We start from the raw sequence: 16,880 nt of genomic DNA, 5'->3' as shown, positions 1-16,880 counted from the left end.
ATAGTCATAGCCATCCTTATATCTATGCCGAAAACAGTTTATTATGCAAGAAGACGATTTACGGGGATTGGCCAAGATCATGGCCTTTATGCGCGCAGTAAGTATTTTATTGCTACTGATGAATTTCTATTGGTTCTGTTATTCTTTCTTTCATGTACAGGGATGGACCCTTGAAGTTTTGGAGAGGATATTGAAGAATTTTCAAAGAACCTCAGGCCTGTTTTCCAATTCCTTTAATAGTAAGTTATTTGCCCTGATTCTATTGGCACTAAGTTGTTTGGGTACAAAAGGAGTAAAAAATGAAAAGATAAAATGGACAAATATCAATAGCTGCCTGATAATAGGTTTAATACTTTACCTTTTAAACTTTCCCCTTATCCAAATTTCTGCTTTGCTCTATATGCTAACAACCTCTGCTGGATTTATCCTACTTATGGTTGCAGGACTATGGATGAGCAGACTGCTGAAAAGCAGGTTAATGGATGACCCTTTTAATAACGAAAATGAAAGTTTCTTACAGGAAACCAGACTTATCGAAAACGAATATTCCGTCAACTTACCTACCAAATTCTACTATAAGGGTAAATGGAACGATGGATATATTAATGTGGTCAATCCTTTTCGTGCAGCAATAGTTGCTGGGACCCCAGGATCTGGAAAAAGCTATGCTATAATCAATAATTATATCAAGCAACACATCGAGAAGGGATTTTCGATGTATGTTTTCGACTTTAAGTTTGATGATCTTTCTGTCATTGTATATAACCATTTGTTGAAGCATTATGATAAATATAAGGTCAGACCACATTTTTATGTCTTAAACTTTGATGATCCACGTCGCAGCCATCGTTGTAATCCTTTAAGTCCATCATTTTTGACAGATATATCAGATGCATACGAATCAGCATATACCATAATGTTAAACTTAAACAGAACATGGATTCAGAAACAGGGCGATTTCTTTGTTGAATCTCCCATAATACTACTTGCTTCAATTATCTGGTTTCTTAAGATTTATCAAGATGGCAAGTATTGTACATTTCCCCACGCTATTGAACTTTTGAACAAGAAGTACGCCGACCTTTTTACCATTCTGACTAGTTATCCGGAACTGGAAAACTATTTAAGTCCTTTCCTTGATGCATGGGAAGGCGGAGCCCAAGATCAGCTCCAAGGGCAGATCGCGTCGGCTAAAATACCATTATCAAGAATTATATCTCCCAAACTCTATTGGGTAATGAGCGGAAACGATTTTAGTCTTGATATTAACAATCCTGACGCTCCTAAGATCTTATGCGTTGGAAGCAATCCCGACAGACAAAATATATACTCCGCTGCTTTAGGTCTTTATAATTCTAGGATTGTCCGTTTAATCAACAAAAAGAAGCAATTAAAGTGCTCCCTAATTATCGATGAGTTGCCACAAATATTTTTTAGGGGCCTCGATAATCTGATAGCCAGTGCCAGAAGTAATTTGATTTCGGTATGCCTGGGATTGCAGGATTACTCAATGTTGACACGGGATTACGGTGATAAAGAGTCCAAAGTAATCCAAAATATTGTGGGTAATATATTCGCTGGCCAAGTTGTTGGAGATACCGCAAAAAACCTTTCCGAAAGATTTGGGAAAATTGTACAAAAAAGACAGTCAATCAGTATCAATAGAAATGATACAAGCTCATCCATTTCTACGCAGCTGGATAGCCTGATACCCGCATCTAAGATTTCAACTTTATCACAGGGAATGTTTGTCGGAGCTGTCGCTGACAATTTTGGGGAGAAAATAGAACAAAAAATTTTCCATGCCCAGATCGTAGTAGATAATGAAAAAGTTGCCAATGAAACCAAGAATTATAAACCGATTCCACAGATTCGGTCCTTTCTTTCAGACACTGGTGAAGATATTATGGAAAAAGAAATTGACGAAAATTATCGCAAGATAAAACTTGATGTTTCCATCATAATTTCAAATGAGCTATCAAGAATTAACAACGATCCTGAATTATCTCACTTAATCAAAAAAGATAAAAAGTAGATTTTTCACCTATTTCTTTTGCTCACATATAAAGTTAAAAAAATTGTCATATCCTCTTTCCGAACAATATGAAGCTATCCGACTTGGATAGCTTCCTTTCATTTTGATCTCCGCCAATAGAATGTATACACCTCCATCTTATATAAAAAGAGATGACTTTAGATTTTGAATTGATTGCTTTTTTTTGACTTCTCCTCTTCAAGTACTTCAACTTTTTCATCTTCCGCCCCATCCTTTTTATCTGTTTCTAAGGATAATTGTATTTTACGTTCAACAGAAGCTAATTCCGTCTTAAGCGACGCGAGCTGCTTCTCTTTATTCCAGCTTCCAGAAACAATATCTTTAAGCACAACCTGATCCTCTTTCAGTGCCTTCAATTTTTTCTCGTCTTCCTCGATAAGTCCGGGAAGTTTCTGCAGTGCACTGATAAAATTTAGACTCGCCCGCTCTGGATCGCTTGCCATGATACCATTGTTATGGGTGTATTTGATATTACCCTCACCGCAAATGAAAAACCTGTTATCTCTTTCCACAAGGCTGGAACTGTCTTTTTGAGTCATTTCTGTTTTAACAAGTAAACGGAAACCATATAATGACCCTATTTCCTCATAATCTCCTCCAGTTCTTGATACAGCAGCCAGCTTACTGAGTCTAGCACCTATTTCCTTTATACTCGCATCTTTAGAAAGCCCATCCAGCTGTATTGGATTTAATATATTTCCATCCTTAGACCTCTGTACCCGGTTCTGAAAATTGTTCCAGTCGGCATTGAACCTTTCTAACCGCGAGGATCTTGTTTCAAGTTCTTCTGTCAGGTTTTCAAGTTTGGAGGAAGAACTCCATTTTGAACGTAAAAATGCATGCTTCTCGCTTTCCAGAACAGATATCTTCTTTTCAACCTTCGCCTTTTCCAGCAGATCGGTATTGCCGGAAAGTAAAGCTACATATTCGGAAAAATTCATTCCTGACACTTCATCCATACCTCCTTCATCAAGTGTTCTCACCGCAATCGTATTGCTTTTTAATTGGCCTATAAAGCGCTGTTTATTCGCCAATGTATTAAATTTATACGCATCAAGGGATTTTTCAACAGCATAAATAAAGACATCAACCTTATTTCCAGCAAAAAATTTAGCAATCTCATTCCCTTTTCGTACCGCACGACCATCCCGCTGTTCCAGATCCGACGGCCTCCAGGGAATGTCAAGATGATGTACAGCAACCGCCCTTTTCTGCGCGTTTACACCTGTTCCCAGCATTTCAGTAGATCCAAATAAAACTCTGATCCTGCCTTCGTTCGTCGCTTTTATCAGCTCCTTACGCTGATCTTCGGTCCTCGCTTCCTGAATAAAACGAATTTCATCTGCTGGTATACAATGATCATGAACAAGCTTTCTTTTTATTTCACTGTAGATGTTCCATTCGTCCGACTTATAGGTTCCAAGATCTGAGAAAACAAACTGTGTCCCCTTTTGTGCATTGTAATCCCTATAATATTTTGCAATATTACCTGCGCAAACCGAAGCCTTGTTTCCGGGGTCGTCAGCATATCGTGGAGAGATCAGACGCATATCCAGGGACATTTTCCTTGCGTAATCCGTTGCAATAAGCATTTTCGCTTTCTGCTCAGTCGGTGACAGAGGCAGCCTCCCAAGTAATTCAGCATTGCCGGTCTTCGCAAATTCCATCAATTTTTTAATAAAGATTTCCTGCTCGGCAGTTGGGGGAATATGGTAAAGGATCTCATTTTTTGTGGGCCGGTCTATACCGATATCTGCTGCTGTACGATAATCGGTAATTTCAGTATAGAACTGTGAAAGTTCGGGAACCTTGATAAAATGCCTGAACCTTTCTTTTTGCACAATATTGTTCGCTACCGAGAATTCATAGTCTATGGACTTTCGGGCATAGATAGCAGCCCAGGCATCAAAACAGTTTATTCCCTGTCGTTCCAGCGCATTGGGTCTTAAAAACTTAAACAGACAGTATAGCTCAGTCAGTGAATTTGAAATTGTCGTACCGGAGAGGAATGTGGCCCCGAGATCCTTTCCTGTTCTTTCCTGAATAGTGCGTATCGCAAAAAGCAGGTTGAGCGCCTTTTGGCTTCCCTGAACATTTCCAAGCCCAGCGACACGCTCATGGCGCGTGTTGAACATCAAATTCTTGAATTTATGGCTTTCGTCCACAAACAGGTGATCAATTCCCATCATCTTAAAATCAACCACATCATCTTTACGGTTTTCAATATCATGTTCCAGCGTTTTCAATTTTACGTTAAGGTTCTTCTTTCTAATTTCCACACCCTTAAGCATTGCACCCGATACATCCTTTCCCTGATTGCGCAGGGCATCCAGGTTCTGTTCCACAGAATGAAGTTCTGCCTCTAAAATTTCTTTCTGTAACTCGGGAGACTGGGGGATCATTCCAAACTGATCATGCGTTAGTATGATACAGTCCCAGTCATTATTTTTGATATCACCAAAGATTTTTAACCTTTTCTGTGGTGTAAAATCTTTTTTACCCGGATATAAAATTTTCGCTAATGGATAGGCCTTTCGATAGGTTTCGGCTATTTCATGGACATTGGCTTTCAGCGCAATGATCATCGGTTTATGAACAAGACCCAGCCTTTTCATTTCCTGTGCGCCCCCGACCATAATAAGTGTCTTTCCGGCTCCTACCTCGTGGTCGCAGATACCACCATTGTTGCTTTTAAGCATATAGATGGCATCTTTCTGGCTATCATATAGATCCTCAATACCTAGTGCTGCACGGTCCAGTCCTGGAAAGGTCTGGTGACCACCGTCGTAATGAGGTCTTACATGACAGTTAAAAAGGTCATTGTAGCGTGCTGTCAGCTCATTTTTAAAATCATCATTCTGCTGATATAACCAGTCCGTAAACTCATTTCTTATTTCATCAATTTTTCCATTCGCCATCTGTATAGCGTCCATATCTTTGACTTTTACAGCAGTTCCGTCCGCGAGATATTCTGTTTTGGTAATGTCGGGGGTCGTATTCACCAAGGCATGACGCAGTAGATTCAGTCCGTCAAATGTTCTGCTCTCCGACTTTATCGCATATTTTTCAGTGATTTTTATATTGCTGGCTTTTGCATTGACCGAAAAGTCATCACTGCTTTCCGAATAGTAAATTTTGATTTCCGTATCAAAAAGGTGGCTGGCAAACCTGTTGTAAATATCACATCCGATCCATCGTTCGCCCAGGTTAAAATCCAGTTCATCAAATTTTATGGGCTCAGGCCGGGCTTTTTCAAGCGCCGCTAGGCTTTTTAGGGCTTCTGTGTCTTGTGGATGCAAGGAAATATACTCGGTCAGCTGACGGGCCTTTAACACGACATTTCCAGCCAAAAACTTTTGGGAAACCTCCATTTTGCCTGAAAGTGGATTGTAGAATATCTGACCCTGTAAATTTTCGAGCAATTCACTTTCAGTAAATCCGCTGATATCTTCCATAAACCCCAGATCAACACTACCCGACAGGTTAAGCGAGGCAGATAGAGCTTCAGAAGCACTGTTTACCGTGACTTCTCTTGTCGAAAAGCTGACCGGATGGTCAAAAATATCAGACTTATGTATTACACCGCCAACCACCCGCTCCAGATAGGGAATTTCATTCCCCGAAGCATCCATTTTTATAAATTTAATGTTCTCTGCCGTGTTTAAATTTCCAAACCGAGCCACAAAATCATCATAGGTCCAGTTTAAAAGTTTTCTGGTCTCTACATCCTCCAGCCTGTTATTGGCTTCAAAATCATAAAGTAGTTGATAGCTGTCCCGCAGCTTAATATAACTTTGGATACGTTTATTGTCCGTTACGGATAATTCAATCGGCTGAAAAATAAAAGCTCTGTCCCGGCGGTTCATTTTTAGTTTACCTACCCTACCGTTTGAAACAATCAGCGTATTCTCCCGATAAAAAGATTTTACTTCTCCTGCAAAAGTTTCCGGTTCATTTTTGCAAACCTTACTATCGTCGATTTCATGGAACAACGAAAGAGATTCAACCCTTTTCTTTGAGGAATTGGACGAATGTTTTTGAATATTAGCTTTCTTTTCATTATGATTTAATTCAGTATCCAGTTTATCTTTCTGATCCACCGTGCCGATTTCTCCGGAATCAAAAAAGGAAAGCTGTTTAAATTTTGTAACATTGCTTTGAGACGTCTTTCTACCTCTTCTCTTGGTCTTTTTAACAGACATTTCTCCGAGCACTTGATCGGAAAAAAGATCGAGCTGTATAGCTCTTTTATCACCACTGTTATGAATGATATTTTTCTCAGGAATGTTATCAGCAGGCTTTGATAAAACTTTAGTGTCAATTGCTGTTACTTTATGTTCATTAAACATTTTAAGGTCAAAATACCGCTGAAAGTCCTCAGAAAGCTTTCGGTAAAGATCTTCTGCAATTCTTTCAGTCCCACCATCATGTAAATGAATTGTTATAGGCTTTCCATATTTGTCAGTATCCTGAAAAGATCGTGTCGCAATGATGTGATTGGGGTTGTTAAATAGCAGATTACAATTTTCGCTGGTTCCCATAAAATCAAGTGCGCGTCCGGACAGTGACCGTGGCCCGCTGCTCTTCTGCAAAACAATCAGGTCTGTTCCTACTGATGTTCCACTTTCTTCGAAAAGATTATTGGGTAAACGTAATGCAGAAACAAAGCGGTGCTCGTTCATTAGTGCCTCCCGGATAGGAAAATTGGACTGACTGTTTAGAACTCCCTGCGATGTTATAAATGCAAGGAGCCCACCTTCCCTTAACTTATCAGTTGCCTTCAAAAAGAAATAATTATGCACGCTCTGTGCAGCAAATTTTCGTGCTTGGTCTTTTCCTCTGGAATAAGAAAGATCAAAAATAGAAGTAGTTCCAAAAGGAATATTACCTATAATCAGGTCGTATCCTGTATCTTCTTCGTGCATATTTTCAAAGCTATCAATGCGGATATCAGCATTGGAGCCATAAAGATTTTTCAAGATTTTCCCGGTTAGTAAATCCTGTTCATAAGCGCATATTCTGCGGCCGTCGATGCCAGTAAATGGCTCGATAAATGCTCCCACCCCAGCTGAAGGTTCAAGAATGCTTGATATAGAAATTCCTGTGTCTGTAATTGCTGCTGCAATACTCTGAGTGATTTCCGTAGGTGTGTAAAACGCATCGAGGATAGAACCTCTAATTTTGGATATATACTCCCTATAACTGTTTTCACTTTCAGAATTGTCCTTAATATGCGAAAACAATTCCTGTGTAAGTGGAAAATATGGCATATCAGAAGCCTTCCACTGATTTATATCGTCTGGCTGCCCTACTGGATTCAAGATGAACTTTAATCCTCCAAATCCTGAATATTGCTTTAGTATGGATATTTCATCGTTTGTTGCTGTTCTTCCTTCTTTTTCGATGGAGAAAACCGTCCGGATAGCTTCAATGTTCTGGCGGATGTTCCGCTTCTTATCGAATGCCATTTTGCTCAATCCAGATGGCGATGAAACCGGTTAGCTCCGTATACAGCAGATCATAGTCAGTTGTATATGCAAAATCATCAGTCAGCTCATAATGACCAAAGATCTCCTCACATTTTGGAAGGACCTTTAATGCAAAATCACGATAATCGAGCTCATCGAAAACATCCGAAAATTCATAGGTCAGCACTTCAAATAGTGTATCAAATCTGGAAAAATGCAGTCCTTCATATAAAATGTAATCAGCAATCTCATTACATTTAATGATCGGATTAGCTGAGCGGAAAGCCCCCTCATAAGCATTTGCGGCCCACCTTGCACGCTGGCTAATAAATTTAACGTCCCCTGATCTCTCGGGAAAACTGGAATCAATGTGATCCTGCAACTTTAGCTGGTAGTAGGAAAAGTCCTGGTTATGATTTTTCATATCGCTATATTTTTTTTAAAACTTTATAGCGGTAAACCTAATCAGCTAATGGACTAATCTTTGTTTTGATTCCTAAGCTTTCCTATTCTTGCCAAGATATTCCCATTACACAAAAAAGCCCGGAACCATTGCAGGTCCCGGACTTCACCAACCAAAATCACATCATGAACTATTTGTATTTTCCTTTCTTTTTTTGTTCAAATTCAAAGGATGTTGAACCAGACCCGTCCAGAAGTATGTAGGCATTAAAGGATTTCCCATTTCTGCCCATCATCTTTTTTATCAATGGGGTTCTGCCTTTTACAAGAAGGGCATCAATTTCCCGATAACTTAGCTGAACGCCACAGATATTGCGAAATAATACCCAATCACAGGCTTCATCTCTGCATTTAACAACTTTTTCACGCAGGATCACTTTGCCCTTACATTTAGGACAGCATAGATCCGTATTATCCCCGGAAGCTCTTTTTACGCCCAGTAATTCATTGGTTATTTCATGTACCGCGAGCTCAACCTCCGCATGAAAAAGTTCCGCATCAATCTCTCCATTTTCAATTTTTTCGAATGCAATCTCCCATTGCGCCGTCATCGCAGCATCAGCAATTTTCTTGTCCCCCACTATTTCATAAACAAGCATGCCTTTATCGGTGGGAACTATACTCTTTTTCTCCCGAAGGATATATCCCCTATCAAAAAGGGTTTCGATAATAGCAGCCCGTGTGGCAGGTGTGCCGATACCGATGTTTTTTAGGATTTTTCGTTCTTCCTCGTTTTCAACTGTACTGCCTACATTTTCCATTGTCGCAAGGAGGTCTGCCTCCGTATAGAGCATCGGGGGTTTTGTTTTTTTCGCAAGTACATTTACAGCATCAATGTTCAGCTGCATTCCGGTCTGCAGATCAGGAAAATCAGTGACAAGATCCTCACCTTCCACCTCAAAATTTCCATTGATCAATTTCCAGCCAGCAGAAGTGATCCTGATAGCTTTCAGTTTAAAATCATAATGAAGTGCTGAGATTCGTATGTCTGTGATCTCCCGGTGGCAGGGCGGGGAAATAGATTCAAGAAGTCGTTTTGCGATCATATCGTACAAAGCATCTTCGCTTCCTTCCAGCCTGGTAGGAATATTTTCAGTAATCAATATGCCGTGGTGATCCGTAACCTTCACATCATTTACGATATGCTTATTATAGCGTTCCCACTTGATATGATCAACAGCTTCCTTACAGGATGTCCGGGAACCTAAAGCCAGGATTAAAGTGGGTATTTCTGGCCAGATATCCTCCGGTATGTACTTAGAACCCGTTCTGGGATAGGTTATAAATTTCTTTTCATAAAGCTTCTGAGCAATCTCAAGTGTCCGTTCGGCAGAATAACCCAGCTTTTTATTCGCTTCTTTCTGCAATCCCGTAAGGTCAAAAAGAAGGGGAGCCTGTATCGTACCCGATTTTTTTTCCACCTCTTTTATCTCAGCGTTCCCACAGCGTTCGAGCGTCCGCATGATGGATTCTGTCTTTTCTCTAGCATCCCACTTATCCTCGGATTGACTTCTGAAACTTATCCCTTCTTTTATAAAGGATAGTTCCAGCTGAAAATAATTTTTGACCTCAAATGCTTTATGCGCAAGAAAACGCTTACAGATCATTGCGAGCGTAGGCGTCTGCACCCGTCCCAACGAGAATAAGCCATCACCCATCGCAATGGTAAGCGCCTGTGTCGCATTTATTCCCACAAGCCAGTCACATTGTGACCGTTCTCTGCCGGCCGCAAATAGACCATTAAATTCACTTCCCTGTTTTAGATTCTGAAATCCCTGGATTATTGCCTTTTCCGTAAGGCTGTTTATCCACAGACGCTCAAAGGGCTTGGTACAGCCCAGATATTGATAGATAAACCGGAAGATCACCTCTCCTTCCCTTCCGGCATCCGTCGCCACAATGATGCTGTCACTCTTTCTAAATACAGAGTCAATAATTTCAAGCTGCTTCTTTGAACCCTCATCATAGACATAGCCATTCCCAGATTTCACCTTTCTTCCATTCAATTTGAATTCAGAAGGAATGATGGGGAGGGATTCCCTGTTGAATCCCTTAATCCCATATTCCTCCGGCATCGCCAGTCCTACAAGATGTCCAAAGGCCCAGGTTACAAAAAACCCTCCACCTTCAAAATAACCGTCCCTCTTCTCTGTCGCCCCAATAATGCGAGCCAGTTCATTGGCTACTGAGGGCTTCTCTGCTATAATCGCTTTCATCAGATCAGGGTTTAATGCATTTTCGGCCCTCTGGCATTTTCCTTTTTAGCAGCATTTTTCTGCGCGTTATTGGCAGTATCATCCTGTTTTTTTGCCTGCCCCTGATCAGATCCCTGAGTTTCGGCCTGTTTCTGGGTTTTCTCCTGCTGAGGGTTGTCAAAATCGAATTCCAACCTACCGGTTTGCTTATTCTGCCAGACATATCCATTGTAAACCTTTGTTGCCTCTTTATTAACAATACCTTTCATAAAAATAACTTCACCATCTTCCAGACGTTTTCTATCCTTCTCATCCAGGACCTGACCTCTAAATTCATTCGGGATGGCATTATTCTGCCCCTGCTGCTGTCCTTCACTTTGCCCAATAAAGACCAGCTTTTTAGCATCCGCGTTATACTGCAGCTGCTGGTTAAAGACTTCACCTGTCTTTGTATTTACCATGCCTTCGACAAGAACTGGTCTTCCTTCAAGAAGTTCGGCTTTCTGTTCGGGATTTAACTTAACTCCCCCAAACTTTTCACTGATCTTGATACGCTCCACTGGAAATGACACGACCTCATTGGTGAGTTTATCAATGCTGATAAGCGACTTTACTTTAGTACCATCTGAATAGTTTGTGAGTTCTGCAACTCGCCCCATGTTCCCAGTCTTTAAAAGATTCTCTTTATCTTCAGGGGAAAAAGAATGCCCATAAAACTGGTTTTTAAGATCCGGTTCGATTCGGACACCATGCGTCATGACTTTTACCTGATCACTATCTTTTGCTTTTCTTAGTGACAATCGGGCATCAGCTTTCACGACTACACTGTCAAAATTTCCTTCGATCCTGTAAACTCCGTCTGATTTATACCCTTTTAACATTTTGTCCAATTGTCCATTCTTTTCAAGTAGTGCACGATTCAGGTTAAATTTTTCAAGTGTTGTCCAGTCAATATCCTCGACTTTGTATTTGTAAACCGATTTGGTTTCAGTTGCTGGCGCTGCGCCTTCTGAGTTTTGATTTGTATCCATATTTTTTTGATTTAATTTGTTGTCATACTTAATCTCAAGGGCATCCAAAAGTTTATTGCCCTCCGGTGTAGGATGGTCTATTGCTTTCTGCAATTTTTTTGCAACCTCATTCAAGTCAATTTCAGGAGCCCTGAAAAACCGGAATGATATCGGGTCATTAAGCCTGCGCCAGAAGTTGGAAAAGAAATTACTTATTGCATCTCCCTTATCAATTCTCATAAAATCCAGTAGATTTGACTTCTTTGGCTCAGTTGTCTTTAGATTTCCTTCTTCATCCACACCTTTTACTGCCTCAATACGGTTTTTTTTCTTATCAAGTACCAGGAGGATATCCGATAATGCTTCCAGTACCTGCTGTCCGTTTTCTTTAGAAATTGTTTGTTCGCTCATAATAAAAAGTTTTTACTTTGTTCGAATCTATCCTTTGTTGAATGTCATCTGCGGTAGCTATCCGCTGTTTTCCTACATAGGCGTATATTTGCCACCGTGATAACTGTCGCGGATAAACTGGTGGACATCGGAACTTTTGTAGAACACTTTGCCGCTTATGGTAAAGTATTTGATCTTGCCAATGGTACGATAGCGCTGCAGACAGCGATAAGTTATCTTTAACATCTGAAGGACATCCTGATTGTCCAGCAGCTCTTCCCCGTCAATACTCAATCGTTTCTTTTCTCTGCTTTCAAGGTCTCCGGCAAGGATGTCAAAACGCTTCATAATGCGCTCCATCCAATTCAAAAATTCAACTCTGTCAATATTCATAGCTTTTGCTGTTTGTTTACAGAGCCAAAATTGGCCTAGTTTTTCCGGCTATTTCTACAAGTGGGTCTACCCATATTGCAGTCATATTGAATTTTTTTTTTCTAATTATAATTGCGAAAAATCATTGATAAATCTATTTTGAGGCTGACTCTATGGGTACAGTATGACTAGATATGGGTAAAAAAAAAGAGGGGTAATCTAATAGATTACCCCTCTCTGAAAAAATTGGCTTTTTTTAATTACAAATCATTATCCATATACTGTTCAAGTGAATGCTTCAGAAAATGTAAATATCGGGCTCTCTGACCTGCTCTGAATTTCATTTGGTAAAATGCATGATGGATATCCCCAAGACTGACCTCAAAAATATCTTCAAACATTTGGCTGATCTTTCGTAACCCCACCCGTCCATTTGAAACACTTCTCGAAATATGAAGCGCATAGATAAGTTCTATCAGTGCATTTTTTGAATCAGTCCAGGAAAACTCAGCATCTTCATTGATATCAAAGTTAGTATTGTCCGTTGGTTCCTGGCGGTTGAATTTTCCTGAAAGATAGGAATGATAGAGATCATATGCTTTGATCTGTGCAATCTTGTAATCGTAGTAGGTCGAAAACTCACGGTCAACTTCAAAGAAGAAACTGTCCACACCATCGAAATAGTTGATGTTACCGAGCCTAAAGTAGTATTCATCCTTATCAGATCGACCTGTACGGTAATAACTGTAAAAGTCAGAAGAAGCGATATGCTTTTTGTATTCCTTATTGAGTAACCTTACCTGTTCTGTATAATAAGGCTCTGTGAGCTCTGAATTTATCGGGCTATATGCCTCTATTTTTACAACTTTATTGTAAAACATCAGCATGCCCAAAATTTCAGGTTTCACACGTTTGAAAAAGATGATTTCATCAAGGATACTCTCAAATCCTTTAAGATTAATTTGTGCTTTTAATTCCGTTAAAGTTTTATCGAGAAAAGAGACCATGTGATAAGCTTCATCAATAGCACTTTTCTTGCTTCTTGACACATTTATCTCTTCTTTCTCGATAGATAATAAAATGTTTTTATATGCCTGTTTCATATGATTTTTTTTTTAAAGTGATTATGCCCCACACTTTAAAATATATCCCATCATATTGAGATAAAACAAAATTAAATATACACTATAATTTATTTCTTATGTATTGGTTACAAGGGTGCTTAATTATTTGCAGTAACACAATTGGTATCTGCTCGGATTTTGCAAAAATCCGGTTTATCAACAAGTTTAATTATTGCCGCATGGGAATTCATAGTATTAAATAAAATAATATTAATACTACAAAGAAATTAGACTGCTATTCCAATAAAAGATAAGATAAAATTATTACCTGATTTTCTTATTATCATTCCTGGCTGTCAAACATTCTTAAAGACTTTTCTACAAAAAAGCTAATACTTATAATCCTTAATTACAAATTGTGCTAGTTGGCGGAACGATTCGACCTAATTGAATATTTGGATTGCCTTCCTGTTTCAGATTTGCCAAATAAGTATAAACGCCATCTGGTGTCAAAAATCCATTATTATTTAATTGTCCATTGCTCGGAAGGAGTAAATTAAATACATCGGTAGCATAATGTGTACAGTTATTTTCATTGAGATCATAGGGTACTTTTGATAAGGCAATAGACTGACTAATAATTAAATTGAATTGTGTCTTGGTAACATAAAGGCTATATCTTGCGTCACTTCTTCGGTATTCATCACTCGATTCTTCTCCCATAGCACTGGGAGTAGGTTGCATGGTAGCCGATGCTGCACCGGATTTTGGGTAGAAGCCATATGATAACCGCTGTAGCTGGTTTCCGTTTGATTTTTCAATAGTAAGATAAGCATGCCCCGGTTTATCAGAATTGAGGTCTATCCTATGTGCGTTCAAAGTTACTTTATATGTTGTATTTATATTATCTACAACATTGTTGAAACAGTTCAGTCGGTCCTCCAGGTTGATTGTTGATACGGGTGCAATTGCCGAAAAAGATCCACTCGAATTTCCTCCTGTTCCACCCCCGTCAGAACCTGGGTTTGTCCCCGGAGTAGTACCCGGACTACCACCGCTCAGGCGCAGCATAATTGCTTCCGTTGGGCACTCCGGTTCACAGACACCGCACATGATACATGTATCAAGTTGAACATATAATGCCCGGATATTCAATATTTCATTTACATAACCTTCTACAAGTGTCAATGCTTCAACTGGACAGATATTTACGCAATGACTGAATCCTTCGCATCTTTCTTGGGAAATTTGAAATCCATCCTGTTCGTAGTCAGGATCGGTTGTTCCATATATCGAGTTATTCATGACTGTGCATTTAGTTGGTTAATATGAATATTTTTATTTTCTTTCAGATCCTTATCAGAAATGTAATAAATCGTTTGTCCACGTCCTAGCGGTCTTGAAAGTGAACTCGGGGTTTTATAACTGATCATAACTACATCATCACTCACTAACTCAAACAGGTGACGAAATCCCCTATTAACTAAAATATCCACATTCACGTTCTTTTTGAATATCAATGCTCCAATGATATCTAAGTTAGTCCTAGCTAATGGCTTGAATGTTTTTTTTGTTATATTTTCAACAAGTTTAGGATCGAGTTCAACACGCACTATTTTCATATTTTTCCTAGCTTCCCTATGCTTTCTGGGCGAGGTAACGTATATAGTACTATTTGTCAACAATAAGTTGCGAAGATTTCTAAGGTCATTTTCCGGAATCCCATTTCCATGCACAGGCACGAAATCCTCCTCGGCACAGGACAATAGGTTAAAACCTAAACATAAAGAGGCATTGAGTAGCAATACCTTTTTAATAAATGTACTTCTTTTCATAAATAAATTTTTGTAATATGGTTTTCAGAATAACAAATTAAACACTATTTACAGGTAATATTTTTGATAAAAGGCAAAAAAAAGTGTGTTTAATTGAAATTTTTCACGTAAATTCCAATATCGTTACTAACTATACATTTAATCTTTCCAGAAGTAAAATGAGAAATATTGTAAATGCAGTGGAAGAAGATACAGCTAAGGAATCTTTATTGGAATTTCTCGGAAGTATCCATTCCATGTCACCAGAACTGCGTGCTGCCTTATTTTCAAATACACATTTGGTAAAAGTAAATAAGAAGCATATTCTACTCGACATAGATGAAATCCAAAAATCACTTTTTTTTATTGTTAAGGGGATTGTTAGATCGTACTACTTGGATAGCTATGGTAAGGACACAACTTCTTGGCTTCTTTTCGAGGGTGATCTTGCCATTTCAGTATATAGTTTTTTTAGTCAAAAACGATCTTTTGAGGTATTAGAAACTGTAGAAGATACAAGTCTCTTGGTGCTTAGCTATGAAAATCTGATGATGTTATACCAGATATTTCCTGAATTCAATTATATAGGACGGATTCTTACGGAGCATTATTATATCAAAGCCGAGGAAAAGGCAAACGAACTACGGGTATTTAGTGCAACAGAACGCTACCATCATCTTCTTGAAAAATATCCCAATATTATTGCTCGCATACCGTTGGGCATGATCTCTTCATATCTTGGAATCACACAATCAACTTTAAGTAGAATTCGCGCCAAAAAAGATTAGTAGATCAAATATCACTTGTTGGCACCTGAAAATTGACTACATGATTAGGAATCTGTAGGAAAAAATACGCTACAAGCACTTTACTCCTTATTGCTCACCCAATAATTAGGATCTTTACACAAGTTTCCGACTATCAGACTATCATATATTTAAAAAAATACTACAGATATTTTTTCTAAAACTCCAAATATTCATTATGGAAAAATTATTTATTATAAATGAGGAAATTACAGACGATATACGATGAACACATAAATCTAAGATCTCCTATTCAATTATGATATTATTGTTCATTCATAAATAACCAAATTATAAAAAATAAAAATTAAGAAGATGAAAAAAAGATTGAAAAGACCACCTCCAAAAGTGAATTCACTTAAAGTTGCAAATGATACCTTTAAAAATTATAGCCCCACAAATTTTTGAAGGAATTAATACAGCCTAAATTAAATCAACAATTATAAAAAATTAAAATTCAATGGATAATTCTTTTAAAATATCATCCACAGATTTTGAAGATAAAACAAAAATAGAGTTGGCTAAACGCCAACTCTATAGCTTCTATTTTAAGAATAATACTACGATAAAAGGGAATGGTCACAGGATTCGAACCCACAAACCTACACACAACTTATTGTTTTTCAGAATAATAAAATTATTCAACAAGGAATTACAGTTAAAAAAGTTCGAAAATACGATCCCATATAGATATGTTAATGGGATTCGAACTTTTTTAAACAACTCGCAAATCATTATTTTTCAGATAGTTATGCGCAAAATCCAATTCAAATCTTGTACCAAACGGTTCAATGATAATCCTTCCAAGTTCACAAAAAACCTCATAATTTTTATTGTGAGGTTTTTTGTTTTTATTACCTTCATACAAATTGCTCTGCACGATTTATTTTCATAGAAAATCTTGAACTTTTTGTTTATATTAGTTCTATGTGCTATTGTTATATACTTCATTCTAAATCTTTGGATAAATTCTATGTTGGACATTCCTCAGAGCCTTTACAGGAAAGGTTAAGAAAACATTTATCAGATCATAAAGGATATACTTCAAAGGCTAAAGATTGGATTGTAGTACATTTTGAAAATTTTGACTCAAAATCCTCAGCATATAAAAGGGAGAGAGAAATTAAGGCATGGAAAAGTAGATCCAGAATTCAGAAACTCATACAAACGACACACGGGAGAGAGCATCCCGATTTGTAATCGGGACGGTCAAAGGTTCGAATCCTTTCGCGCTCACTTAATG

At 38.4% G+C, this 16,880-nt stretch carries 11 protein-coding genes; 3 read left to right on the top strand and 8 right to left on the bottom strand.

The window, feature by feature from the left end; genetic code table 11:
* Nucleotides 1-40 precede the first annotated feature (40 nt).
* Nucleotides 41-2,035: a conjugal transfer protein MobC gene (gene mobC / locus EL165_RS22150; RefSeq protein WP_085950998.1), complete on the top strand. Its 1,995-nt coding sequence runs from the start codon at nt 41-43 to the stop codon at nt 2,033-2,035.
* A 158-nt stretch (nt 2,036-2,193) separates the two neighbouring features.
* Here mobC and EL165_RS22145 read toward each other — a convergent pair whose 3' ends face one another.
* From EL165_RS22145 to EL165_RS22110, 8 genes are all read right to left on the bottom strand, one after another.
* Nucleotides 2,194-7,524, bottom strand: a complete 5,331-nt coding sequence (locus EL165_RS22145; RefSeq protein ID WP_002981558.1) for an N-6 DNA methylase — start codon at nt 7,522-7,524, stop codon at nt 2,194-2,196.
* Nucleotides 7,511-7,948, bottom strand: coding sequence for a DUF1896 domain-containing protein (locus EL165_RS22140; RefSeq protein WP_002981559.1), 438 nt, complete (start codon nt 7,946-7,948; stop codon nt 7,511-7,513). The genes EL165_RS22145 and EL165_RS22140 overlap by 14 nt, the downstream gene beginning before the upstream one ends.
* Before the next feature lie 169 nt (nt 7,949-8,117).
* On the bottom strand, nt 8,118-10,202 hold the full coding sequence (locus tag EL165_RS22135) for a type IA DNA topoisomerase (protein WP_002981562.1): 2,085 nt from the start codon (nt 10,200-10,202) through the stop codon (nt 8,118-8,120).
* 11 nt (nt 10,203-10,213) lie between these two features.
* Nucleotides 10,214-11,602 carry a DUF3945 domain-containing protein gene (locus EL165_RS22130; RefSeq protein WP_002981565.1) on the bottom strand — a complete coding sequence of 463 codons (1,389 nt, stop codon included), beginning with the start codon at nt 11,600-11,602 and terminating at the stop codon, nt 10,214-10,216.
* A gap of 72 nt (nt 11,603-11,674) precedes the next feature.
* Nucleotides 11,675-11,974 carry a helix-turn-helix domain-containing protein gene (locus EL165_RS22125; RefSeq protein ID WP_002981567.1) on the bottom strand — a complete coding sequence of 100 codons (300 nt, stop codon included), beginning with the start codon at nt 11,972-11,974 and terminating at the stop codon, nt 11,675-11,677.
* Nucleotides 11,975-12,213: 239 nt separating this feature from the next.
* The gene (locus EL165_RS22120) at nt 12,214-13,056 is read right to left on the bottom strand and encodes an RteC domain-containing protein (RefSeq protein WP_002981569.1); all 843 of its coding nucleotides are present in this window, start codon (nt 13,054-13,056) and stop codon (nt 12,214-12,216) included.
* A 366-nt stretch (nt 13,057-13,422) separates the two neighbouring features.
* A complete protein-coding gene (locus tag EL165_RS22115) occupies nt 13,423-14,322 on the bottom strand; it encodes a 4Fe-4S dicluster domain-containing protein (protein ID WP_002981572.1) in 900 nt (299 codons plus the stop codon).
* On the bottom strand, nt 14,319-14,852 hold the full coding sequence (locus EL165_RS22110; RefSeq protein WP_002981574.1) for a hypothetical protein: 534 nt from the start codon (nt 14,850-14,852) through the stop codon (nt 14,319-14,321). Before EL165_RS22110 ends, EL165_RS22115 begins: the two co-directional genes overlap by 4 nt.
* A gap of 158 nt (nt 14,853-15,010) precedes the next feature.
* On the opposite strand from EL165_RS22110, the gene EL165_RS22105 reads away from it, so the two are divergent.
* On the top strand, nt 15,011-15,619 hold the full coding sequence (locus EL165_RS22105; protein WP_002981577.1) for a Crp/Fnr family transcriptional regulator: 609 nt from the start codon (nt 15,011-15,013) through the stop codon (nt 15,617-15,619).
* 978 nt (nt 15,620-16,597) lie between these two features.
* Nucleotides 16,598-16,837 (top strand): GIY-YIG nuclease family protein, encoded by a 240-nt coding sequence (locus EL165_RS22100; RefSeq protein ID WP_232529147.1) that lies wholly within the window; start codon nt 16,598-16,600, stop codon nt 16,835-16,837.
* Nucleotides 16,838-16,880: the final 43 nt, after the last annotated feature.

Source organism: Chryseobacterium gleum, from assembly GCF_900636535.1.
GTDB classification, from domain to species: domain Bacteria; phylum Bacteroidota; class Bacteroidia; order Flavobacteriales; family Weeksellaceae; genus Chryseobacterium; species Chryseobacterium gleum.
Note: the sequence above shows the minus strand (reverse complement) of the source record. Positions and strands in the feature narration are given on the sequence as shown.